This is a genomic window from Pseudomonas sp. BN415 (assembly GCF_029871195.1).
Classification (GTDB): Bacteria; Pseudomonadota; Gammaproteobacteria; order Pseudomonadales; family Pseudomonadaceae; genus Metapseudomonas; species Metapseudomonas resinovorans.
In genome coordinates, this window is the sequence record NZ_SSOK01000018.1 from 37,720 (window position 1) to 59,508 (window position 21,789).

General features: G+C 65.0%; 21 protein-coding genes. 2 read left to right on the plus strand and 19 right to left on the minus strand.

What is annotated here, in order from left to right:
• Window positions 1-4: 4 nt before the first annotated feature.
• On the minus strand, window positions 5-1,894 hold the full coding sequence (locus E8F20_RS05110; protein WP_280282746.1) for a phage tail sheath C-terminal domain-containing protein: 1,890 nt from the start codon (window positions 1,892-1,894) through the stop codon (window positions 5-7).
• A gap of 511 nt (window positions 1,895-2,405) precedes the next feature.
• Here E8F20_RS05110 and rfaH point away from each other — a divergent pair.
• A complete protein-coding gene (gene rfaH / locus E8F20_RS05115; protein WP_280282747.1) occupies window positions 2,406-2,909 on the plus strand; it encodes a transcription/translation regulatory transformer protein RfaH in 504 nt (167 codons plus the stop codon).
• 454 nt (window positions 2,910-3,363) lie between these two features.
• Here rfaH and E8F20_RS05120 read toward each other — a convergent pair whose 3' ends face one another.
• The 5 genes from E8F20_RS05120 to ribBA all read right to left on the minus strand — a co-directional run bounded on the left by E8F20_RS05120 (window position 3,364) and on the right by ribBA (window position 8,943).
• Window positions 3,364-4,512 (minus strand): ABC transporter ATP-binding protein, encoded by a 1,149-nt coding sequence (locus E8F20_RS05120; protein WP_280282748.1) that lies wholly within the window; start codon window positions 4,510-4,512, stop codon window positions 3,364-3,366.
• 17 nt (window positions 4,513-4,529) lie between these two features.
• A complete protein-coding gene (locus tag E8F20_RS05125) occupies window positions 4,530-5,339 on the minus strand; it encodes an ABC transporter permease (RefSeq protein WP_280282749.1) in 810 nt (269 codons plus the stop codon).
• A 3-nt stretch (window positions 5,340-5,342) separates the two neighbouring features.
• Window positions 5,343-6,302 (minus strand): ABC transporter permease, encoded by a 960-nt coding sequence (locus E8F20_RS05130; protein WP_280282750.1) that lies wholly within the window; start codon window positions 6,300-6,302, stop codon window positions 5,343-5,345.
• Window positions 6,287-7,312 (minus strand): ABC transporter substrate-binding protein, encoded by a 1,026-nt coding sequence (locus E8F20_RS05135; RefSeq protein WP_280282751.1) that lies wholly within the window; start codon window positions 7,310-7,312, stop codon window positions 6,287-6,289. The genes E8F20_RS05130 and E8F20_RS05135 overlap by 16 nt, the downstream gene beginning before the upstream one ends.
• 521 nt (window positions 7,313-7,833) lie before the next feature.
• Window positions 7,834-8,943, minus strand: a complete 1,110-nt coding sequence (gene ribBA, locus E8F20_RS05140) for a bifunctional 3,4-dihydroxy-2-butanone-4-phosphate synthase/GTP cyclohydrolase II (protein ID WP_280282752.1) — start codon at window positions 8,941-8,943, stop codon at window positions 7,834-7,836.
• An 80-nt stretch (window positions 8,944-9,023) separates the two neighbouring features.
• On the opposite strand from ribBA, the gene E8F20_RS05145 reads away from it, so the two are divergent.
• A complete protein-coding gene (locus E8F20_RS05145; RefSeq protein WP_280282753.1) occupies window positions 9,024-9,317 on the plus strand; it encodes a DUF1330 domain-containing protein in 294 nt (97 codons plus the stop codon).
• Between the two features lie 7 nt (window positions 9,318-9,324).
• Here E8F20_RS05145 and E8F20_RS05150 read toward each other — a convergent pair whose 3' ends face one another.
• From E8F20_RS05150 to folD, 13 genes are all read right to left on the minus strand, one after another.
• Window positions 9,325-9,888, minus strand: a complete 564-nt coding sequence (locus tag E8F20_RS05150; RefSeq protein WP_280282754.1) for an NUDIX hydrolase — start codon at window positions 9,886-9,888, stop codon at window positions 9,325-9,327.
• Between the two features lie 4 nt (window positions 9,889-9,892).
• Complete coding sequence (locus tag E8F20_RS05155) at window positions 9,893-10,645, minus strand: GntR family transcriptional regulator (RefSeq protein ID WP_280282755.1); 753 nt, start codon at window positions 10,643-10,645, stop codon at window positions 9,893-9,895.
• Between the two features lie 81 nt (window positions 10,646-10,726).
• Window positions 10,727-11,116 (minus strand): carboxymuconolactone decarboxylase family protein, encoded by a 390-nt coding sequence (locus E8F20_RS05160; protein ID WP_028628079.1) that lies wholly within the window; start codon window positions 11,114-11,116, stop codon window positions 10,727-10,729.
• A gap of 140 nt (window positions 11,117-11,256) precedes the next feature.
• The gene (locus E8F20_RS05165) at window positions 11,257-11,742 is read right to left on the minus strand and encodes a flavin reductase family protein (protein ID WP_280282756.1); all 486 of its coding nucleotides are present in this window, start codon (window positions 11,740-11,742) and stop codon (window positions 11,257-11,259) included.
• Between the two features lie 12 nt (window positions 11,743-11,754).
• Complete coding sequence (locus E8F20_RS05170; protein WP_280282757.1) at window positions 11,755-13,236, minus strand: aldehyde dehydrogenase; 1,482 nt, start codon at window positions 13,234-13,236, stop codon at window positions 11,755-11,757.
• Entirely contained in the window at window positions 13,233-14,066 is an 834-nt protein-coding gene (locus E8F20_RS05175) for an alpha/beta fold hydrolase (protein ID WP_028628076.1), read from the minus strand. The genes E8F20_RS05170 and E8F20_RS05175 overlap by 4 nt, the downstream gene beginning before the upstream one ends.
• A gap of 26 nt (window positions 14,067-14,092) precedes the next feature.
• On the minus strand, window positions 14,093-14,683 hold the full coding sequence (locus tag E8F20_RS05180) for an amino acid synthesis family protein (RefSeq protein WP_280282758.1): 591 nt from the start codon (window positions 14,681-14,683) through the stop codon (window positions 14,093-14,095).
• 387 nt (window positions 14,684-15,070) lie between these two features.
• The gene (locus E8F20_RS05185; protein WP_280282759.1) at window positions 15,071-15,859 is read right to left on the minus strand and encodes an IclR family transcriptional regulator; all 789 of its coding nucleotides are present in this window, start codon (window positions 15,857-15,859) and stop codon (window positions 15,071-15,073) included.
• Between the two features lie 49 nt (window positions 15,860-15,908).
• Window positions 15,909-16,478 (minus strand): sarcosine oxidase subunit gamma family protein, encoded by a 570-nt coding sequence (locus tag E8F20_RS05190; protein WP_280282760.1) that lies wholly within the window; start codon window positions 16,476-16,478, stop codon window positions 15,909-15,911.
• 3 nt (window positions 16,479-16,481) lie between these two features.
• Complete coding sequence (locus E8F20_RS05195; RefSeq protein ID WP_280282761.1) at window positions 16,482-19,388, minus strand: FAD-dependent oxidoreductase; 2,907 nt, start codon at window positions 19,386-19,388, stop codon at window positions 16,482-16,484.
• Window positions 19,385-19,687 (minus strand): sarcosine oxidase subunit delta, encoded by a 303-nt coding sequence (locus tag E8F20_RS05200; RefSeq protein WP_280282762.1) that lies wholly within the window; start codon window positions 19,685-19,687, stop codon window positions 19,385-19,387. Before E8F20_RS05200 ends, E8F20_RS05195 begins: the two co-directional genes overlap by 4 nt.
• A gap of 53 nt (window positions 19,688-19,740) precedes the next feature.
• Window positions 19,741-20,982, minus strand: coding sequence for an FAD-dependent oxidoreductase (locus tag E8F20_RS05205; RefSeq protein ID WP_280282763.1), 1,242 nt, complete (start codon window positions 20,980-20,982; stop codon window positions 19,741-19,743).
• On the minus strand, window positions 20,964-21,789 hold an 826-nt coding region (gene folD / locus E8F20_RS05210), incomplete at its 5' end, for a bifunctional methylenetetrahydrofolate dehydrogenase/methenyltetrahydrofolate cyclohydrolase FolD (protein WP_280282764.1). The genes E8F20_RS05205 and folD, both read right to left, overlap by 19 nt.

Sequence of the window (21,789 nt, forward strand, 5' to 3'; positions counted from 1 at the left end):
CCCTTTATTGCAGATCGCCGGCGATCTGCTGGATGGTGAGGACGACGAACTCCGCCGGCTTCAGTGGGGCGAAGCCGACCTGGATGTTGACGATGCCGAGGTTGCGGTCGGCCTGGGTGGTGGTTTCCTTGTCGCATTTGACGAAGAAGGCTTCCTGGGGCGTCTTGCCCTGGAAGGCGCCCTGGCGGAACAGGCCGTTCATGAAGGCGCCCAGGTTCAGGCGAATCTGCGCCCAGAGCGGCTCGTCGTTCGGTTCGAAGACCACCCACTGGGTACCGCGATAAAGGCTCTCCTCAAGGAACAGGGCGAGGCGCCGAATCGGGATGTATTTGTACTCGTCGGCCTGGGCATCGGCGCCCTTCATGGTGCGCGCCCCCCAGGAAACCCGGCCGTAGGCGGGGAAGCTGCGCAGCACGTTGACCCCCAGCGGGTTGATCTGGCCGTTCTCCAGGTCGTTGACCGGCAGGGCCAGGTCGAGCACGCCGTTGAGCACGGCGTCGGTGCCGGCAGGGGCCTTCCACACGCCTCGGGTGGCATCGGTGCGCGCATAGACCCCGGCCAGGGTGCCGGAGGGGGCCATCGCCCGTGGTCGCAGCCCGTCCAGGGGATCGACGATGCGCACGGCGGGGAAGTAGGTGGCTGCGTTGCGCGACTGCGAGGCGGCGTTGGTCCAGGTGCCGATGTTGGCCAGGGTGCGGTTGGACGGTGCATCGACGATGTAGAACGCGCGCCGCGCTTCGCACAGGGCGGTGGCGGCGGGAATCACCCCGGCGTCCTGGCCAGCGGTCATTTCGAAGGTCTCCGGGATGACCAGGATGTTGAAAAGGTCTACGTCCAGCAGGGCGTAGATACCGGTCTTGGCCGACTCGTTGCCCACCAGTTCGAGCGCGCCGCCGCGGGCGCCATCCGCCCCCGGCGTGGCCGGTGCGAGGTTGCTGACCACGGCAGGACGGTGCTCGGCGGCACCGGTGAACTCGCGGCCCAGGTTGGCGAGCCCCAGGTGGAGGGTCGCGGTGAGACCACCGAAGGCACCGCCGGCGATGGTGACGCTGGAAGACTCGCCAGCGGTCAGGGATTCCAGGGTCAGGTGGTCGCTGCCCGTGTCGCCGTCTTCGCCGGTTTCGGCCGCCTGCAACTGGGCGGCCAGGCCGGCGGCGACGATGGCATCGTTGGTGGCGGTCACCAGGTCGCCGATGTTGGCCCAGGGCGCATCCAGGAGAGTGAGCAGGAAGGGCGTAGTGCCATCCAGGGTGCCGCCGATGGTGGTGTTGGCTGGATCAAGGGGGAAGCTGGTGAGCTCGGCGCTGACGGCTCGACCGGCTTCGGCGAAGGTGAGGCCGCCGGTGCGGGCGACGCGGATCAGCGCGGAGGCGTTGTTGATCACTGAGACGGCGTACTGCGCCGAGTTTGAATCGAGGCTGAGGTTGCGGTGGGTTTCCACCGGCACCAGGGTGGTGCCGTCGGCCTGCAGCTGCGAGACCACCAGGTTGAAATCGCTGTCGGGGTTACGCACGCCGGTATGCACCACGCTAAGGCGCAGGCCGTTGCCCCAGGTGCCGGGGCTGGCGGCGCTGACTTCGAGGACCGGGTCACCCGCGCCGTTCTCCAGCACCCAGGCGCTGGTGCCATGGCCGACCGCGACCCGCACGATCAGGGCCTGGGTACCGCCGTTGAGGAAGAACTGGCGCACGCCGTAGGACAGCGGGCTATCGCGGTCGAGGCCGCCGTAGCCGCGTTCGAAATCGGCGAAGCTGGTGATGGCCACGGCCTTGTCGGGCACGCCCTTGCGCGTATAGCCGACGAAGGCGGCGATGGAGGTCGCGACACCGGTAATGGTGCGTACCCCGCTGGCCTTTTCGACGATGTAGACACCGGGATAGCTGACTTGGACCATGACGCCGACTCCTTTGCGCTGTGCAGGGGACCCAGCCAGGGAGGCGCCGGGAGGCGTCCCTGGTGGACTCTTGGGTGACTCGGTTCGACTGCGGGGCTGGGTTGTTGCGGCGCCGGCAGGGCTGCTGGCGCGTGGGGGCACGGAGGGGCGGGGAATGTTCGGGCCGCTTCCTGTTGGACCGTGCTCGAATATCCGGACACATGGCTACCGCCACTCGCCGTCAATAAGTTGGGCGAAAGTTTGCGGGCTGGAACTTGTGTACTAACTTGGGATCACAATTCCATGTGCATTAATTGATGGCAGAGTGCCTTCAATGAGTGCTGTCCAGAGACAGGTTGTCAGGATAGTTCGCCCTTTAACGCGCACAATCTTTTTGCGTGCACTGCCAATGTTTTCCGACAAGCGGATGTCCGGGCGGCATGACCATTAGTCGGCCAGTAGTTTTGTCTGGCGGCACGAACTTCAGGCAGGAACTAGCGTCAGGTAAAGATTCTTCACGCCAGGGACTGTCATGAGCAAGGACGCACTTCTCCCCGAAATCGCCTGGTACCTCGTGCAATGCAAGTCACGCCAGGACGAGCGTGCCCGGGACCATCTGCTGCGTCAGGGCTTCGACTGTTTCTGTCCGACCCTCGACGTTGAAGTGCTCAAGGGCGGTCGGCTGCGGCGGCTCACCCAACCAATGTTCCCCGGTTACCTGTTCGTGCATTTTCGCGCCCAGGACAACTGGACAGCCTTGCGCTCGACACGAGGTGTGATAAGGGTTGTGAGCTTTTCCAGCAGCCCTTCGCGCGTGCCGGAGAGTATCGTCGAACACCTCAAGCAGCGCTGCGCCAATGCGGATGAATGTGCCGCCTTGCACCCTGGGGACTGTGTCCAGGTGCGCGTAGGACCCTATGCGGAGATGGAAGCGATCTTCCTGGCCATGGATGGCGAACAACGCGTCATGCTCTTGCTGAATATTCTCAATCGCCAACAACAAGTGAGTATTCCAATTTCACATCTAGTTGCGTGAGTCAGGCATATACTTGCAGATTTCGCTATTTTTATGTTCGGGATATTTATGGTTGTCTGGGTGAAAGGCTGTAAGTTAATGAAGTTTGTTTATTGACGTTTTGTTACGGCTCGTCGTTGATCGCCATATGATGCGGATTCTAACCGGATATTCACTTGTTCGGTGGGTTTCCGGAGAGTTTCAAATGTTCGCGTCAGGCAGTGTTGGGTATATCGTGTCGAGCTGTTTTCTGGAGTTGGCCAACGTTGCGTTTTTCGCAGTGTTTCATCTTCCCAATATTTGATCAGCGCCTGGATATCCAACCCGGACAGTTGCTGGTTGGGCAGGGGCACCTGATTGTTTCGGTACTAGGGATCAAGGGGCTGATGGGGGCTCGGCGAGCATGCAGTCGGTGTCCTTGAGTCAGCCACCGGCCACCGCCCCTCTCCCGAAAGCAGAGGGGCGGAGGTCGTTCTCAATGCGCGCCAGCGCCCTTGGCCAGGTCGCTTTCCTTCCACTCGGTGTAGACGCAGGCATCCGCCGCGGCCCAGCGCACCATCACCGTTGCGCCCGGTTGCAGGGGCGCGGTGGTGCCGGAGAGTTCCTTCAAGGTCAGGCTGGTGCCACTTGCGGTGATCACGCTGCAGGTCAGGCTTTCGCCGAGGAACACGGTTTCCGCCACCTTGGCCTGGATCTGGTTCCAACCGGCGGCCAATGGCTCGCTGGCCGCCTGTTCCGGGCTCAGCACCCGGGCTTTTTCCGGGCGCACCATCAGGATCAGGTCCTGGCCGTTGTGCAGGCCGGGGGTGGGGCGGATGGCCAGCGACTGACCTTCGAAACTGGCGCCGGCGTTGCCCTGGGCCTTCACCTTGAGGAAGTTGGAATTGCCGAGGAAGGAGGCGACGAAAGCGTTCGGTGGGCTTTGGTAAAGGTCGTAGCCGCTGCCCAGGCCGACGATCTTGCCGTGGCTGAAGATGGCGATGCGTTGGGACAGGCGCATGGCTTCTTCCTGGTCGTGGGTGACGTAGACGATGGTGATGCCAAGGCGACGGTGCAGGTGGCGCAGCTCATCCTGCAGGTCTTCGCGCAGCTTCTTGTCCAGCGCACCCAGCGGTTCGTCCATCAGCAGGATGCGCGGCTCGTACACCAGTGCACGGGCGATGGCCACGCGCTGCTGCTGGCCACCGGAAAGCTGGGCGGGGCGGCGCTGGGCGAACTGTTCCAATTGCACCAGCTTGAGCATGGCCTCGACGCGGCGCTCGCGTTCGCCGGCGGCCTGCTTGCGGATGTCCAGCGGGAAGCCGATGTTGTCGCGCACATTCAGGTGCGGGAACAGCGAGTAGCGCTGGAACACCATGCCGATGTCGCGCTTGTGCGGCGGCACGTTCACCAGGGACTTGCCGTCCACCAGGATTTCGCCGGAGCTGGGCGTCTCGAAGCCGGCCAGCATCGACAGCGTGGTGCTCTTGCCCGAGCCACTGGAGCCGAGGAAGGTGAGGAATTCGCCGTCCTGGATGTCCAGGGAGATGTTGTCCACGGCGGCGAAGTCGCCGTAGTGCTTGTTCAGGTTGCGCAGGCTGACCAGGGTCTTGTTTTCGCGGGTGTCTTGGATAACGGCACTCATTTTTTTTACCTCGGCGCTCAGGCGCTTGCAGGGTTGCGCCGGCGCAGCACGGCGGCGATCACCATGACCAGTACGGACAGACCGATCAGCAGCGTCGAGGCGACGGCGATCACCGGGGTCAGGTCCTGGCGTAGGGTGGTCCACATTTTCACGGGCAGGGTCTGCAGGGTCGGGCTGGCCATCATCACGCTCAGCACCACTTCATCCCAGGAGACCAGGAAGGCGAACAGGGCGCCGGCCATCATGCCGGGGCGGATCGCCGGGAAGGTTACCTTGAACACCGCCTGCAGCCGCGACGCGCCGCAGATCACCGCGGCATCCTCGATGGACTGATCGAACAGCTTCAGCGAGTTGATGATCGAGATGATGGTGAAGGGCAGGGCGACGATCACGTGGCTGACCACGAAGGAGAACAGCGTCCCGGTGTAGCCCAGCTTGAGGAACAGCGCGTACACGGCCACTGCGATGATCACCAGCGGCACGATCATTGGCAGGGTGAACAGGCCGTAGAGGAACTCGCGACCGGGGAACTTGCCGCGCACCAGGGCGAAGGCGGTGGGCAGGCCCAGGGCCACGGAGCAGATCGTGGTCAGCACGGCGACCTTGAGGCTGGCCAGGGCCGACTCCATCCACTCGGCGTTGGAGAAGAACTGCTCGTACCACTTCAGCGTCCAGCCCGGTGGCGGGAACACCAGCCATTGGGACGAGCCGAACGACAGCAGCACGATGAACAGGATCGGCAGCAGCAGGAAGGCCGCGATCGTCCCGGTGGTGAGGTAGAGGCCGATGCGCAGGCGCAGGCCCATGGCGTTGGGTGACAGCAGCATGGCTTACCTCGCAGTACTCGAAGCCACCGGCGATTCCGGCTGCAGCTTCAGGTAGACGTAGAACAGAGCCAGGGTGATGGCGATCAGCAGCGCGGCGGCGGCGCTGGCCAGGCCCCAGTTGAGGAAGGACTGCACCTGCTGGACGATGAACTCCGGCAGCATCATGTTCTGCGCGCCACCCAGCAGGGCCGGTGTGACGTAGTAACCCAGCGACATGACGAAGACCATCAGGCCACCGGAGAACAGCCCCGGACGGCACAGCGGCAGGAACACCTTGAAAAAATTGGTCCAGGGGCTGGCGCCGCAGATGGAGCCGGCCTGCAGCACCATCGGGTCGATGGCCGACATGGTGGCCTGCAGCGGCAACACGATGAACGGGATCATGATGTAGCTCATGCCGATCACCACACCGGTGAGGTTGTGCACCATTTCCAGCGGTTGGTCGATGATTCCAAGTGCCATCAGCATCTTGTTGATCACGCCCGAGGCCTGCAGCAGCACCAGCCAGGAGTAGGTGCGTGCCAGCAGGCTGGTCCACATCGACAGCAGCACGATGTTCAGCAGCCAGCGGCCCCAGCCACGCGGCACCAGGGTGATCACCCAGGCCAGGGGGAAGCCCAGCAGCAGGCTGATCAGGGTCACCAGGCCGCCGACGGCGAAGGTGTTGAACAGCACGCGGGCATAAGCCGAGTTGGCGAACAGCTGCTCGTAATTGCCCAGCCCCGGCGTGGGTTCGAGCACGCCGCGCAGGAGCAGGCCTATCAGCGGCGCGAGGAAGAACAGACCGAGGAACAGCAGGGCCGGGATCAGGTTGCGGGCACCGCGCCAGCGCAGCGCGGCCTGGTTGTCTTGCTTCATCGGCGCAGCCTTGGGCTGGGGGCCGCCGGAAGCGCGGGCTGCGCTTCCGGTGGCCTTGGCCGGCGGGTTGGGCTGGATGGCTGCCATCTTCACTTGACCAGCCATTCGTTCCACCGCGCGGCGATAGCCGGGCCGTTCTTGGCCCAGTACGCGTAGTCGAGGGTGATCTGATCCTTAGCGTAGGCAGTCGGCAGGTTGGGAGCGAGGTCCGCCTTGAGCTGACTGACGCTGTCGACGTTCACCGGGGCATAGGCGGTGAGGTTGGCGAACTCGGCCTGGCCCTTGGCGCTGCTGGCGTTGGCCAGGAACTTCATGGCCGCGTCCTTGTTCTTGGCGCCTTTGGGGATGACCAGGAAATCGGCCATGACCAGGTTCTGCTTCCAGCTCACGCCAACCGGTGCACCGTCCTGCTGCAGGGCGTAGACGCGGCCGTTCCAGAACTGGCCGAGGGTGGCTTCGCCGGAGGCCAGCAGTTGCTGGGACTGGGCGCCGCCGCCCCACCAGACGATGTCTTGCTTGATGGTGTCGAGCTTCTTGAAGGCGCGGTCCAGGTCCAGCGGGTAGAGCTTGTCGGCCGGTACACCGTCAGCCAGCAGGGCCAGTTCCAGCACGCCGGGGCTCGGCCACTTGTACAGCGCACGTTTGCCCGGGTAGTTGGCGGTGTCGAACAGGGCGGTCCAGTCCTGCGGGGCGTTGGCGCCGACCTTGCCCTGGTTGTAGCCGAGCACGAAGGAGAAGAAGAAAGAGCCGACGCCGTGGTCGGAAACGAAGCGCGGGTCGATCTTGTCGCGCTGGATCACGCCGAAGTCCAGGGGTTCCAGCAGGCCTTCGGCGGCGGCACGCAGGGCGAAGTCGGCCTCGACGTCCACCACGTCCCACTGCACGTTGCCGCTCTCGACCATGGCCTTGAGCTTGCCGTAGTCGGTCGGGCCGTCTTGCACCACGCGAATGCCGCTGGCTTCGCTGAAGGGCTCGGCCCAGGCCTGTTTCTGCGCATCCTGGGTAGTGCCGCCCCAGCTCACGAAGCTGATGTTGTCGGCGGCGATGGCGGCGGTGCCGGTCGCGGCCAGGAAGGCTGCGGCGAGAACCGCGGTTGCACGTTTTTTGAACACCATCTTGCTTGCCCTCATTGTTGTGTTTGTACGCAAGCGGGCTTCGCTTCAACCCGCTTATCAGGAGCAGGGGACCCCAATGGGGCCATCAAGGGCGGCCGTGTCGAGTGCTCTTGTTCATGCTGGTCCCTGGCGGGCGCACTCGCAGAAATTCTCCGGCCTACGGAATGTCATATTATGGTATTCCAAACTTTCTGCAAGACCTCCGCTATGTGATGGGTGACGAGTGGTTGGGCGGCGGGAAAGACAACGTGCAGAGGGAAGGGACAAAGTGTGGGTGCGAATTCATTCGCTTAGCAGGCCGCAGGTCTGCCTTGCGTGGTCAATGGGGCTGCTGCGCAGCCCTTAGCGAATGAATTCGCCCCCACAGAGGAATGCGCGGGCTGAGGGGCTGCACGGATAGCCCAGGGCTGGGGTGAGGTTAGTTGTGTGTGGCTCGGTGTTGATCTGGAAGGGCAGCCCTGCGGTCTGCTTCGCGACTGAAGTCGCTCCTACAGGGGCGCAGGGGCATCAGCGCAAAGGACTCACCCCTCGAACGGCAGGGTCTCTACCACTTCCAGGTCATAGCCGGTGAGGCCGGCGTACTTAAGCGGGGCGCCGAGGTGGCGCAGCTTGCCCACGCCCAGGTCCTGGAGGATCTGTGCGCCGGTGCCCACCTCGGAGTAGATGCGCGACTGTGAGCGGCTGAACTGTCGGCGTGGCTGCGTGAGCTGCGGTACGCGCTCCAGCAGGGCCTGGGAGGATTCGTTGCTGGCCAGGACCACCACGACGCCGTGGCCGACTTCCGCCACCTTCTGCAGGGCGGCCCAGAGGGTCCAGTTCTTCGGCCCTGTGTATTCGGCGCCGACCAGGTCGCGCAGTGGATCGATCACGTGAACCCGCACCAGGGTGGGTTCGTCGCGACGGATATCACCCATCACCATCGCCATGTGCACGCCGCCCTCTATGCGGTCCTCGTAGGTCACCAGGCGGAAGGTGCCATGCACGGTGGGCAGTTCGTGCTCGCCGATGCGGGTGACGGTGTGCTCGGTGCTGAGGCGGTAGTGGATGAGGTCGGCGATGGTGCCGATCTTGATGCTGTGCTTTTCGGCGAAGGCTTCCAGGTCCGGGCGGCGGGCCATGCTGCCGTCGTCGTTCATCACTTCGACGATCACCGACGCCGGTGTGAAGCCTGCCAGGCGCGCCAGGTCGCAGCCGGCTTCAGTGTGGCCGGCGCGGTTCAATACGCCGCCCTCGCGGGCGCGCAACGGGAAGATATGGCCGGGCTGTACCAGGTCGTCTGCCGTGGCGTCAGGGGCCACGGCGGTGAGCACGGTGTGGGAACGGTCGGCCGCGGAGATGCCGGTGGTCACGCCGCTGGCCGCCTCGATGGAGACAGTGAAAGCGGTTGCGAAGGCGCTGCCATTGGCCGGCACCATTTGCTCCAGGCCGAGGCGTTCGCAATGTTCGTCGGTCAGCGTCAGGCAGATCAGGCCGCGGGCCTCACGGGCCATGAAATTGATGGCTTCCGGGGTACATTTTTCCGCCGCCAGCAACAGGTCGCCCTCGTTCTCGCGGTCCTCGTCGTCCACCAGCAGGACCATCTTGCCCTGGCGGAAGTCTTCGATGATTTCTTCGATACGGTTGAACGGCATGACATGACACCTGGCTGGATTAAGGGGAAAGGTTTCTGGTATACCATAATACCAATTTAACCAAAACTGCAGAGGTCAGCATGAAGGCTTACTGGATTGCCCACGTCGATGTGACGGACCCGGAACGCTACAGCGAATACACCCGCCGTGCCCCGGCCGCGTTCGCCCGGTACGGCGGCAAGTTGCTGGCCCGTGGTGGCCGTTCGCAGGCGATGGAAGGCCGCCCTACACCCCAGCGTAGCGTGGTGATCGAGTTCGAATCCTATGACCAGGCCCTGGCCTGCTACCGCTCGGCGGAATACCAGGAAGCCTGTGGATATCGCCAGGGCGTGGCGAAGGCGGAGGTGATCATTGTGGAGGGGGTGGAGGCTTGACGGAGGGCTACCGGATGAAGTGAATCTTCCCGGTATCGTCATTGCCCATGTAGATGCCATACACCCCGGCCTGGCGTTCTTCGATGTAGCGTTCGAGGATCTGCCGGATGGCCGGGTAGTAGATGACGTCCCAGGGGATGTCCTCGGGGGCGAAGAAGCGGTAGTCCAGGGTTTCCGGGCCGTGCTGGCCGGTTTCTTCCAGCACGGTGGCGCGGAAGATGATGTAGACCTCGCTGATCTTCGGCACGCTGAAAATGGAGTAGGGCGAGACGATCTCGGCGCGTACGCCGCTCTCTTCCCAAACTTCGCGTAGGGCCGCCTCTTCGGTGGTCTCGCCGTTTTCCATGAAGCCGGCTGGGAGCGTCCAGGTGCCGGGGCGCGGCGGGATGGCACGTTGGCAGAGGAGGTACTTGCCGTCCTGCTCGATGATGCAGCCGGCGATGATCTTCGGGTTTTCGTAGTGGACGTAGCCGCAGTCCGCGCACACCAGCCTTTCGTGGGTGTCCCCGGCGGGGCACTGGCGGCTCAGGCCGCCACTGCCGCAACCGGGACAGAAGCGCGGGGAGGGCATGTCATCAGCGCCCGATGCGCGGTTCTTTGAGGGCGATGGGGCTGGCGATCTCGCGGACCTTGCCCGGCTCGTCCTGCTTGGACTTGAGGTAGTCCAGGGCGACTTTGGCGGCGGCGCGCACGTGGTCCACCGACGCCTGGTGGGCGGCCAGCGGGTCGCCGCTCTTGATGGCTTCGACGATGCGTTCCATTTCCTTGTTGCTGGCGCCGCGGCGATTCTCCTGGGAGACGGAGGTCGCTCGCAGGTAACTGATGCGTGCCTGCAACTGGCGCAGCTGGGTGGCGGCGATGTGGTTGCCGGAGCCTTCCAGTAGCACATCGTAGAAACCTTGTACGGACTCCAGCACCTGTTGCAGCTCGCCTTCCTCGAGTGCCTTGCGGTTTTCTTCCAGGGCGCGCTCAAGGGCGCGGATGTCCTTGGCCTTGGCATTGAGGGTGAAGAGCTGGACGATCAGGCCTTCGAGCACGCAGCGCAGCTCGTAGATGTCGCAGGCGTCTTCCAGGGTAATGATGGCAACGCGCGGCCCCTTGGCATCGGCGAACTCCACCAGGCCTTCCGACTCCAGGTGGCGCAGGGCCTCGCGCACGGACGTGCGGCTGACGCCCAGGCGGTCGCAGAGGTCGCGCTCCACCAGGCGGTCGCCCGGCAGCAGTTGGAAGTTCAGGATGGCGCCCCGCAGCTTGTCGAGGACGATCTCGCGCAGGGTGACGGGATTGCGGTTGACCTTGAAGCTGTCGTCGAGGGGCAAGCGTTTCATGTGGTCCGCTCTGGTTATGGCTGTCCGTAAGAGAAACGAAGGAGCACGTACGCGTGCTCCTTCATCGGGTGGTGCCGGCGGTCAACCTTGTGCCTCTGCGTCGGCCTCGGCGAAGGCCTCGCGGGCGATGCGGAAGCTGTCCACTGCCGCCGGCACACCGCAGTAGATGCCGACTTGCAGAAGGATCTCGCGGATCTGCTCGCGGGACAGGCCGTTACGCAGGGCGCCGCGAACGTGCAGCTTCAGCTCGTGGGGGCGGTTGAGCGCCGAAATCATCGCCAAGTTTATCATGCTGCGTTCTTTCAGCGATAAGCCGTCCCGGCCCCAGACGTGGCCCCAGCAGTACTCGGTGACCAGTTCCTGCAGTGGGCGGGTGAAGTCGTCGGCGTTCTGGATCGACTTGTTCACATAGGCCTCGCCTAGCACCTGGGTACGGATCTCCAGGCCTTTTTCGTATTTCTCGTTGCTCATGGGGGGCTCCTTTTCTTCTGTAGGGGCTGGCTTGCCAGCGAAGGCTCCTGGGACAGGTTCGCGAGCAAGCTCGCCCCTACAGGTACGGGAATAAAAAAGAGCCGCTGTCGAGAGTGGCGAGCAGCGGCCCTGAAGGTGACTCAGGAAATCTCCGGCAAGGCGCCCAGCTTGCCCCGGTGGTAGACCATGGGCGTGACCTCGTTCTCGGGCAGGATCAGGTTTTTCACCGCCCCAACGATGATCGCGTGGTCACCGCCGTCGTACTCGCGCCACAGTTCGCATTCGATGATCGCGGTAGCCTTGGTCAGCAGCGGGTTGCCCAGTTCGCTCAGGTGCCAGTCGATGCCCTTGGCCTTGTCCTTGCCCTTCTTGGCGAAGGCGTAGGCCTCGGCCTGCTGGTCGGAACAGAGCAGGTGGATGGCGAACTGCTTGCTGTCGCGCAGGATCGGGTAGGTGTCCGAGGCGTAGTTGGGGCAGAACAGCACCAGCGCCGGGTCGATGGACAGGGCACTGAAGGCGCTGGCGGTGATGCCGACGATATCGCCTTCCGAATCCAGGGTGGTGACCACAGTGACGCCGGAGGGGAAGGAGCCCATCACTTCTTTGTAGATGCCGGGTTCGATCATGGTGGTGTCCTCTCAGCGCATCACGAAGGGGTCGGGCATGGGGGCTTGCGAGAGGTTGATCCACACCGTTTTCAGCTCGGTGTAGGCCAGCACCGAATCGATGCCGCTCTCGCGACCGTAGCCGCTGTTGTGGAAACCGCCGATGGGCGCCATGGCCGAGACCGCGCGGTAGGTGTTGACCCAGATGATCCCGGAGCGCACGTCACGGGCCATGCGGTGGGCGCGGCCCAGGTCGCGGGTCCAGATGCCGGCGGCGAGGCCGAACTGGGAGTCGTTGGCGATCGCCAGCGCTTCGGCCTCGTCCTTGAAGCGAATGACCGAGGCCACCGGACCGAAGACTTCTTCCTGCATGATCTTCATCGAGTTGCTGTCGCACTCGAACAGGGTCGGCTCGTAGTACCAGCCTTGTTCGTCGATGGCCGGGCGCTTGCCGCCCATGCGCAGGCGCGCGCCTTCGGCGAGGGCATCAGCGACCAGGCCTTCGACCACGGCAAGTTGCTGCGCGGTGGCCATGGGGCCCATCTCGCTGCGCTCGTCCTGCGGGTTGCCAATGCGGATACGCTGGGCGCGGGCTACCAGGCGCTCGACGAATTCGTCGTAGATCTGGTCCTGGACCAAGAGGCGCGAACCGGCCACGCAGCTTTGCCCGGAGGCGGCGTAGATGCCGGCCACGGCGCCGTTGATGGCGCTGTCCAGGTCGGCATCGGCGAAGATGATGTTGGGCGACTTACCGCCCAGTTCCAGCGACAGCTTGGCGAAGTTTTCCGCGCTGCTGCGTACTACGTGGCGCGCGGTGGCGGCGCCGCCGGTGAAGGCGATCTTGCGCACCAGCGGATGGCGGGTCAGCGCCGCGCCGGTGCTCGGGCCGAAGCCGGTGACCACGTTGACCACGCCCGCCGGGATACCGGCCTCCAGCGCCAGGCGCGCCAGTTCGAGGATGGTCGCCGAGGCATGCTCGGAAGGCTTGAGGACGATGGTGTTGCCGGCGGCCAGGGCCGGGGCCAGCTTGATCGCGGTCAGGTAAAGCGGGCTGTTCCAGGGAATGATCCCGGCGACCACGCCCAGCGGCTCGTGCACCGTGTAGGCGAACAGGTCGGGCTTATCCAGCGGCAGGGTGCCGCCTTCCAGCTTGTCGGCGAGACCTGCGGTGTAGTGGAAGAATTCCGGCAGGTAGCCGACCTGGCCACGGGTTTCGCGGATCAGCTTGCCATTGTCGCGGCTTTCCAGCTGGGCCAGGTGTTCCTTGTTCTCGGCGATCAGGTCGCCCAGGCGGCGCAGCAGCTTGCCCCGCGCGGTGGCGGAAAGGCCGCGCCAGGCCGGGCTCATGAAGGCCTTCTGGGCCGCCTGCACGGCACGCTCCACGTCCGCTTCATCGGCATCGGGCAGCTCCGCCCAGGGCTCGGCCAGTGCCGGATTGAGGCTTTCGAAGGTCTTGCCGGACAGCGCATCGACCCACTGGCCGTCGATGCACATCTGGAAGCGTGCGAGCGTCATGCAACGATCCCCTTTGCTTGGTTCTGTAAGGTCTGCGCGTGTTGGAGAAAGTCCAGCAGCACCTGGTTGACCAGACGTGGCGACTCCACCGGCATCATGTGACGCTGTTCGTCGAGCACCGCCACCTGGGCGCCGGGAATGCGCTCGGCCAGTTGCCGGGCCATTTCGGGCGTCGAGCCCGGGTCCAGTTCGCCGGTGGCGACCAGCGTTGGCACGCTGATGCTGCCCAGGTCGTCCACGCGGTACATGTCCTGGGTGGCGAACAGCTCATAAGTAGTCAGATAGCCCTGCGGATCGTTGCTGGCAAGGGTCTGGCGGATGGCGGCGATCTGCGCCGGGTTGGCAGCCTGGTACTCGCGGCTGAACCAGCGCGACAGGGCGGCTTCGGCGTTCGCATCCGGGCCGTGTTCGGCGGCCTGGCGGGTGCGTTCGATCACCCCGGCGCGCTGTTCGGCGCTGCGGTTGAACACGCTGTTGAGGATCACCAGGCCCTCCAGATGCTGCGGGTAGTGCAGCGCGAAGGCCCGTGCCACCAGGCCACCCATGGAAAAGCCGATGACGGTCGCCCGTTCCAGCTTCAGGTGCTCCAGCAGTTCACGCAGTTGCTCGGCATAGCCCTGCAGCCCGGTGCCCGTTTCCGGGCGCGGACTGGCGCCATGGCCAAGCATGTCGTAGGCAATGACCTGGAAGTGCGGGGCCAGGCCGACGATCTGGCCGCCCCACATTTCCTTGTTCAGGCCGACGCCGTGGATCAGTACCACGGGGTGGCCTTGGCCGGTCGCCAGATAACTGGTGCCGGCCGGTGTGCGTTCAGCGGTGAGCCGAATCATGGATCGCTCCTGCACGGGCCTTGGGATCACTGGGCCTGCTCGGCGGCCAGCTCTTCCAGATCGATGTAGCGGTTGCCGATGCGCGGGTGCAGGCGGCCACCGTTGGCTGCGCCCAGCACGACGATGATTTCGTCAGCACGCGGTGCGTCTTCGATCTGCATTTCAAGGGTGATGTAGTGGGAACGCAGGCCCTCGTCGTCCTTGTGCATCATCGGGATCTGGATCGAGGTGCCCGGGCCGCCGCGCTTGTTGGTGAAGCTCAGGTAGCTCTTGGCATTCACCGCCTGGCGGTAGTGATTGCCGAAACGCAGGGTGTGGATAACCGCGGAAGCGTGCTCGATCTCGCCGTCGGCGCCGACCACGGCGGCTTTGCCGTACGCCTCGATCTTCGCCGCGCCACCGATGGCAGCGATCAGGCGCTCGACCATCATCGCGCCGAGGTCGGAGCAGTTGGCCTTGATCTCGGGCTTGAGGTCTTCGACGAAGCCACGGCCGAGCCACGGGTTCTTGATCACCACGGCCAGTCCCACCATGGTCACCGGCTTGTCGGTGGCCTTGCCGCCTTCGATGAAGGTCTCTTCCACGTAGCTGACGATCTTGCGGATTTCGAAGCTCATTGGGCTCTCCTGGTTTGGGAAGTCTCTTGCTGTCTGATGGTATACCATAATATTGAATATGCAAGAGTCAGCCGCCAGGGGAGGGCGGGCATTGGCGACGGAAGGTCATCGGGAAATGAAGAAAAGCCAGGAGAGCCGCGCCATAGGGGCGGACAGAGGGGCGCGAAGGATACGGGAAAAGATGGAATACCGTAATACGAGATTCCATGAAGGTATAAGCAGAGGCCGGGTTGGTATCTGTACCTGTGGGGGCGAATTCATTCGCTAACCGGACCGCAGGTTCGGCCTGGAGGTTCTTTGGGGGCGCTGCGCGCCCCTTCGCGAATGAATTCGCCCCTACAAAAGAACAGCAAGCCCGGATGCAGTCCGGATGCAGTCCGGGGGCGGTCAGGCCAGGGAGGGCGCCCCCAACTGCGCCGAGATCAGCGCCCGGGTCTGGCCGAGGGCCTGCAGGAAGGTGGCCTGGGCATCGGGGCTGTCCATCACGGCATCGGGGCCTGAGAGGTTGATGGCGGCGACCACCTTGCCGCTGTGGTCGCGGATGCCGGTAGCGATGGCGGTGGAATAGTCGGAGCGGTGCAGTACCCAGCCGCGCTCGCGATCCTGGCGGATCAATTGCTGCAGCTCGGGCAGGGTGCGCGGCGCCGGCGGTGGGTAATCGTCCAGGCGCACGTGCTGGTAGAGCTGGCTCAGCTCGACTTCGTCCAGCGCGGTGAGCAGTACCCGGCCCAGTGCGGTGCTGTGGCACGGCAGGCGGGTGCCGATGGGGATGTTCACCGTCAGCCGCTGGGGTGCGAAGGCGCGGTAGAGGTAAAGGCTCTCGGTCTGTTCGCGGATGCTCAGGTGGCAGGACAGCGAGGTGCGGTCGCGCAACTCATTGAGGTAAGGCATGGCCACTTCGACTATGTCGCGACTGGCCAGGTAGACGAAACCGTCCGCAATCACTTGGGGGCCCAGCTCGAAGGCGCTGCGCCCGGCCTTCTGCAGGTAGCCCATGTCCACCAGCGTCTGCACGATGCGGTAGACGGCCGAGGGGCTGACCGCCAGGCGCTCGGCCATCTCGTTCATGCTCAGGCTGCGCATGCGCGCATTGAACATGCCGAGGATGGTGAGCCCGCGTTGCAGGGCGGGCACGCGGTAATCGGCTTCCCGTTCCGGGGTTTCGATGGCGGTCATCGGGGCTCCTCCCTTTAGGTTGATGTTGAGCGCAGCGAAACCCAACGATTCAGGCCAATAAGGCTTCCAACGACACCGGCTGGCCGCCGAACTCATCCATGGCATCCAGCATGGCGCCGTGGAAGTAGTCCAGCGATGCCCGGTCGCAGAGGATGTGGAAGCACGGCAGTTCGCCGGTGCCGGCGTTGATCACGATGACGTTGATCCGCGCCGCCGAGGTCTGCGCCACGGCCCCCACGGGGAAGGTTTCGGGGCGTAGGTCAACGCCGCAGACCTTGGCCATCACCTCCGCCACATGGCGCCCGGACAGTTGCAACCAGGCGTGGCTGTCCTGGCGCGGCAGCAGGTAGTTGCCCTTGTCGCTGAGCTGCCAGCCCGCCTCTTCGGTGGCGATACGTTCGCCCCGGTCGGCGAGGCTGCCCAGCAGCAGGTACTCGGTCTGCGACAGGCGCGCCACCTGCGCACCGTCAGCTTGCGTCAGCGCCCGGTTGGGCGCCTCCGGCAGCGTGTAGCCGCGTGCGCTGAGAAAGGCAGCGGCGTCGATGCCGCGAAAGCCCACACGCGGCAGGTCGGTGAGGTCGATGAGCGCGCAGCGCTCGATGGTATTGAGGCTGGTCATGGCTCAGAGCTCCTGGCGCTTGTTGTCGGGGTCGAAGAACGGCAGTTGCACCACGGTGGCCTGGACCACCTGGCCGCCCTCGACGCGGATCGGGATCCGCGAGCCCGGCTCGGCCTGGTCGGCGCCGGCGTAGGCCAGGCCGATGATCTGGCCGAGGGTGCCGGAGTACTCGCAGGAGGTGACGTTGCCGCTGATGTCCGGGCCGTTCAGCACCAGGTGGCCTTCCAGCGGCTGGGCGCTGCCCTTGGGCAGGGTGAAGCCCACCAGTTTGCGTTTCAGCGGCTGCGCTTCGAGGATCTCGATGGAGCGCTTGCCGACGAAGAAGGCCTTCTTGCGGCCGATCGCCCATTCCATGTCGATCTCGCCCGGATGGGTCATGCCGTCGGTGTCCTGGCTGATGATCACGTGACCCTTTTCCAGGCGCAGCAGGCGCTGGGTCTCGACGCCGAACGGGCGGATGCCGAACTCGGTGCCGGCAGCCATCAGTGCATCCCACAGCTTGCCGCCGTGGCGGGCGGGTACGTGGATCTCGTAGCCCAGCTCGCCGACGAAACCGACCCGCATCAGCCGCGCCGGAATGCCGGCTACGGTGCCGGTGCGCACGGCGAGGTAGGGGAAGCCTTCGGCGGACAGGTCGACATCATCGCAGAGCTTTTCCAGCACCTTGCGCGACAACGGCCCGGCCAGGTTCACCGCAGCCAGGGCGGCGGTGACGTTGGCGATGTCCACATTGAGGCGCCACTGGGCGTTCCACTTGAGCATCTGTTGGTAGATGCGGTCGACGCCGCTGGTGGTGGCGGTGACGTAGAAATGGTTCTTGGCCAGGCGCGCGCAGACGCCGTCGTCGATCACCACGCCATGCTCGTTGGTCATCAGCGCATAGCGGGTGCGCGCCACCGGTTGCTTCTTGAAGGGCAGGGTGTAGATGCGCTCCAGCAGTTCCGCTGCGTCCGGGCCGCGCACGTCGAGGCCGCCCAGGGTGGACACGTCGATCAGGCCGACCTGCTCGCGCACGTGGCGGGCTTCCTCCTGCATGCAGCGCTCGCGGTCCTCGGCCTTGCCGTAGAAGGCCGGGCGCTGCCAGATGCCGGCGGGCATCAGCTTGGCGCCAGCCGCCACGTGGCGGCTGTGCATGGGCGTTTGCCGGTAAGGGTCGAAGGCGCGGCCGGCGACGTGGGCGAGCTTTTCCGCCTCGAACGGCGGGCGCGCGGTGGTGACACCGGTTTCGCTGATGCTGCGGCCGGTGGCCTTGGCCACCAGGCGCGCAGTGGGCAGCGCCGAATGACGACCCTGGGACGGGCCCATGCCAACCGTGGAGAAGCGCTTCACCAGTTGCACGTCGCGGTAGCCGTGGCGGGTGGCGTTGACGATGTCGCGCACCTGCAGGTCTTCATCGAAGTCGACGAAATCCTTGCCTTTGGGGTGGGGGAAAATCGGCCAGTCGAAGTTGACCCGTGCCTCGCCATTGAACCCGGCTTCGCCGATGCCGGCATCCAGGCCGAGGGCCTTGCTGGCGTGCGCGGCGGCATGGGCACCGTCCAGCAGCACGTTGTCCAGGCTGTGGCGGCCATTCACCGAGCCGGCGATGGCCAGGCCTTCCGGCAGGCCGCTGATGGCGAACTCGGCGCGCTGCTCCTCGTAGGCCAGCTTGCCGCCCGCCTGGCAGAGCAACTGGTAGACGGGCATGTAGCCGGCGGACATGCACAGCAGGTCGCAGGACAGTTGCAGGCCGTGCTCGGCCACCTGGCCCTGGGCGGTGATGCGGCGGATATCCACACCGCTGACATGACGCATGCCCTTCTCGTGCAGGGCTTCATAAACCGTGCTGCCGAGGTGGCAGGGGATGCCCTGTTTCTCCACGGCGGTTTTCAGCGTGGCATCGGCAGGCTGCTGGCGCATGTCCACCAGGGCCGCCACTTGCACGCCCTGCTCGGCGAGGTCGAGGGCAGCGAGGTAGCCGTCGTCGTTGCCAGTGAGCACCACGGCGCGTTTTCCGGGCTTCACCGCATACAGCTTCATCAGCCGTTGGGCGGCGCTGGTGAGCATCACGCCGGGCAGGTCGTTATTGCGGAACACCACCGGTTGGTCAAAGGAACCGGCGCTGACGATGCATTGCTTCGCCCGCACCTTGTACATCCGGCGGCCCTGGATCACCGGCAGGTAGTTTTCGGTGAACCAGGCATTGCAGGTGGCTTCCTTCAGCACCTGGATATTGGCGTGGCCTTCCACGGCAGCCACCAGCTCGCGGCGCAGACTATCGGCACGGCGGCCTGCCACGTCGAAGCGCGCATAGGTGAGTGAGCCGCCGAGCACCGGCTGCTGCTCGATCAGCAGCACCTTGGCGCCGGCATTGGCGGCGGTGAGCGCGGCGGAAAGGCCAGCTGGGCCGGCGCCGATGATGGCGACATCAACAAACAGGTACGCCTTGTCGTAGTACTGCGGCTTGAAGTTCAGGTCGAGCACACCGAGGCCGGCTTTCTTGCGGATCAGCGGTTCCCAGACCTTCCACATGCCCTTGGGCTTGTAGAAGGAGCGGTAGTAGAAACCCACCGGCATGAACTTCGAGAACGTGCCGAGGTAGGCGTCGCGGTCGTTGTCCAGGCTGCCATTGACGTTCTGCGCGGTGACGCTGAGCCCCGAGCGAATCGGCTGGGCATCGGCCAACACGTTGGGCTCGTCCGGCAGTTGCACCAGGGTGTTGGCGTCCTGCCCGGCCATGGTCAGCGGACCGCGCGGACGGTGGTACTTGAACGAGCGCGAGAGCAGCCAGCGGCCGTTGGCGAGCAGGGCGCTGGCGATGCTGTCGCCGGCAAAGCCCTGGTAGGCGGTGCCGTCGAAATCGAAGGCCAGTGGCTGGTCGCGGTCGATCAGCAGGCCCATGGGGGCGGGGAGGCGGCTGGGCTGGCTCATCCGGCGATCTCCTGGGTGGGCGGGGCGAACTCGACCCGTTGGGTGAAGATTTCCTTCGCGTCGAAGGTGCGAATGATCTGGTCGGTGACCGTGTGGCGCTCGGCGAGGAACCAGTAGCTGGAGGCGTTGTGCATCCACCACTCGCGCACCACGCCGGCGGCGTTGTCGCTGTTGAACACATAGTCGGCCCATTCGGCATCGGTGCAGGTGGCCGGATCGGGCATCTGCTTGAACTCGCCGCCGTAGGTGAATTCGCTGATGTTGCGGGGCCCGTTCAGCGGGCAATTCATGATCTTCATGTCGGTAACCCTCTCCCCCGGCCCCTCTCCCTGAAGAGGAGAGGGGAGGTTTGTCAGTGGCTGGCGGCGGTGGCGCCCATTTCGTTGACCTGCTGGAAGGTGCTGAAACGCTCCAGGGCGAAGGGCTTGATCAGGTCCGGCACCTTGCCGCCGCTGGCCACCAGCTCGGCCATGGTCTTGCCGCAGATGGGCGTGGACTTGAAACCCCAGGTGCCCCAGCCGGCGTCGAGGTAATAGTTCTGCACCGGCGACAGGCCCATGATCGGGCTGTAGTCCGGGGTCATGTCGGTGATGCCCGCCCACTGGCGCATCAGCTTGGCGTTGGCCATGAAGGGGAACATCTCGATGGCGTGGGCCAGCAGGCTTTCCTTCAGGTCCAGGGTGGAGCGGGTGTTGTACAGCGGGTAGGGGTCGGAGCCGCCGCCGAAGACGATCTCGCCCCGGCTGGTCTGCTGCACGTAGCAGTGCAGGGCAGAGGAGCTCACCAGCGGGTCGAGGAAAGGCTTGAACGGCTGGGTCACCATCGCCTGCAGCGGGTAGGTGTGAATCGGCGCGCGGATGCCTGCCTTGGCCAGCATCAGCGAGCTGTGACCGGCGATGGCCTGCACCGCGCAGCCGCACTTCACCGTGCCGCGATTGGTTTTCACGGCGGTGATGCGACCCTGCTCGATCACCAGGTCCTGCACCTCGGTGAGCTGGTGGATTTCCACCCCGCGCTTGGCCGCCTGCTTGGCGTAGCCCCAGGCCACGGCGTCGTGGCGGGCGGTGGCGCCGTCGATGTGCCAGAGTCCGGCGAGCACCGGCAGGTGGCCAGGGTCGAGGTTGAGGGTCGGCACCAGCTCGCGGATCTGCTGGCGGTCGATCATCTCGGTGCGGCCACCGAAGTGCTTGTTCACTTCGGCGCGCTGGCGGAAGGCGCGCACGGTAGCGTCCGTGTGGGCCAGGGTGAGCTGGCCGCGCTCGGAATACATGATGTTGAAGTCGAATTCGTTGGAGAGGTTCTGGAACAACTTCACCGACTCGGCGTAGAAGCGCACGCCTTCGGAGGTGAGGTAGTTGGAGCGGATCACCGCCGTGTTGCGCGCGGTGTTGCCGCCGCCGAGGTAGGACTTCTCCAGCACCGCGACATTGGTGATGCCGTGGTACTTGGACAGGTAGTAGGCGATGGCCAGTCCGTGGCCGCCGCCGCCGATGATGACCACGTCGTAGGACGGCTTGAGGTCGGTGGGCGGTGGCAGGTCCACCTCCACCGGGTATTCGGAGCTCAGGCCGTATTTCAGGAGATTGAAAGGCATGGCGCCTCCGGGAGCAGGGCGTGGGTGATGGGTGCCGGGTGCTGGAGGCGCGCCGCGGCCAGGGTGTTCTTCATCAGGAAGGCGATGGTCATGGGGCCGACGCCGCCGGGCACCGGGGTGATGGCGGCGGCGCGGGTGAGGGCGCTGTTGAAGTCCACGTCACCGACGAGCTTCGAACGGCCGTCTTCCTCGATGCGGTTGATGCCCACATCGATGACCACGGCGCCGGGCTTCAACCAGTCGGCATCCACCAGGCGCGGACGGCCGACGGCGGCGACGACGATGTCGGCCTGGCGGCACAGCTCGCGCAGGTTGGCGCTCTTCGAGTGCACGACGGTCACCGAGCAATGGGCCTTGAGCAGCAGCGCGGCCATGGGCTTGCCGACGATGTTGGAGCGGCCGATGACCACCGCGTGCTGGCCAGCGAGGTCGCCGCAGGTGTCCTGCAACAGGCGCAGGCAACCGGCCGGGGTGCAGGGGGTGAGCACGTCGCGGCCCTGGCTGAGACCGCCGACGTTTTCGGCGTGAAAGCCGTCGACATCCTTCAACGGGTCGATGGCTTGCAGCACGCGGGTTTCGTCGATGTGCGCCGGCAGCGGAAGTTGCACGAGAATGCCGTGCACGCTGTCGTCGGCATTCAGGCTGTGGATAAGCGCCAGCAGGTCGGATTCGGCGGTGTCCGCCGGCAGCTTGTGCTCCAGCGAACGAATACCGCATTCCTCGGCACGCAGCACCTTGTTGCGCACGTAGACCTGGCTGGCCGGGTCCTGGCCGACCAGCACCACGGCCAGGGCCGGTGCAATGCCG

Excerpts from the sequence above, each read along its gene's own strand:
- E8F20_RS05110 (WP_280282746.1), bottom strand. The coding sequence starts at position 1,894 with ATGGTCCAAGTCAGCTATCCCGGTGTCTACATCGTCGAAAAGGCCAGC.
- rfaH (WP_280282747.1), top strand. The coding sequence starts at position 2,406 with ATGAGCAAGGACGCACTTCTCCCCGAAATCGCCTGGTACCTCGTGCAA.
- E8F20_RS05120 (WP_280282748.1), bottom strand. The coding sequence starts at position 4,512 with ATGAGTGCCGTTATCCAAGACACCCGCGAAAACAAGACCCTGGTCAGC.
- E8F20_RS05125 (WP_280282749.1), bottom strand. The coding sequence starts at position 5,339 with ATGCTGCTGTCACCCAACGCCATGGGCCTGCGCCTGCGCATCGGCCTC.
- E8F20_RS05130 (WP_280282750.1), bottom strand. The coding sequence starts at position 6,302 with ATGGCTGGTCAAGTGAAGATGGCAGCCATCCAGCCCAACCCGCCGGCC.
- E8F20_RS05135 (WP_280282751.1), bottom strand. The coding sequence starts at position 7,312 with ATGGTGTTCAAAAAACGTGCAACCGCGGTTCTCGCCGCAGCCTTCCTG.
- ribBA (WP_280282752.1), bottom strand. The coding sequence starts at position 8,943 with ATGCCGTTCAACCGTATCGAAGAAATCATCGAAGACTTCCGCCAGGGC.
- E8F20_RS05145 (WP_280282753.1), top strand. The coding sequence starts at position 9,024 with ATGAAGGCTTACTGGATTGCCCACGTCGATGTGACGGACCCGGAACGC.
- E8F20_RS05150 (WP_280282754.1), bottom strand. The coding sequence starts at position 9,888 with ATGCCCTCCCCGCGCTTCTGTCCCGGTTGCGGCAGTGGCGGCCTGAGC.
- E8F20_RS05155 (WP_280282755.1), bottom strand. The coding sequence starts at position 10,645 with ATGAAACGCTTGCCCCTCGACGACAGCTTCAAGGTCAACCGCAATCCC.
- E8F20_RS05160 (WP_028628079.1), bottom strand. The coding sequence starts at position 11,116 with ATGAGCAACGAGAAATACGAAAAAGGCCTGGAGATCCGTACCCAGGTG.
- E8F20_RS05165 (WP_280282756.1), bottom strand. The coding sequence starts at position 11,742 with ATGATCGAACCCGGCATCTACAAAGAAGTGATGGGCTCCTTCCCCTCC.
- E8F20_RS05170 (WP_280282757.1), bottom strand. The coding sequence starts at position 13,236 with ATGACGCTCGCACGCTTCCAGATGTGCATCGACGGCCAGTGGGTCGAT.
- E8F20_RS05175 (WP_028628076.1), bottom strand. The coding sequence starts at position 14,066 with ATGATTCGGCTCACCGCTGAACGCACACCGGCCGGCACCAGTTATCTG.
- E8F20_RS05180 (WP_280282758.1), bottom strand. The coding sequence starts at position 14,683 with ATGAGCTTCGAAATCCGCAAGATCGTCAGCTACGTGGAAGAGACCTTC.
- E8F20_RS05185 (WP_280282759.1), bottom strand. The coding sequence starts at position 15,859 with ATGACCGCCATCGAAACCCCGGAACGGGAAGCCGATTACCGCGTGCCC.
- E8F20_RS05190 (WP_280282760.1), bottom strand. The coding sequence starts at position 16,478 with ATGACCAGCCTCAATACCATCGAGCGCTGCGCGCTCATCGACCTCACC.
- E8F20_RS05195 (WP_280282761.1), bottom strand. The coding sequence starts at position 19,388 with ATGAGCCAGCCCAGCCGCCTCCCCGCCCCCATGGGCCTGCTGATCGAC.
- E8F20_RS05200 (WP_280282762.1), bottom strand. The coding sequence starts at position 19,687 with ATGAAGATCATGAATTGCCCGCTGAACGGGCCCCGCAACATCAGCGAA.
- E8F20_RS05205 (WP_280282763.1), bottom strand. The coding sequence starts at position 20,982 with ATGCCTTTCAATCTCCTGAAATACGGCCTGAGCTCCGAATACCCGGTG.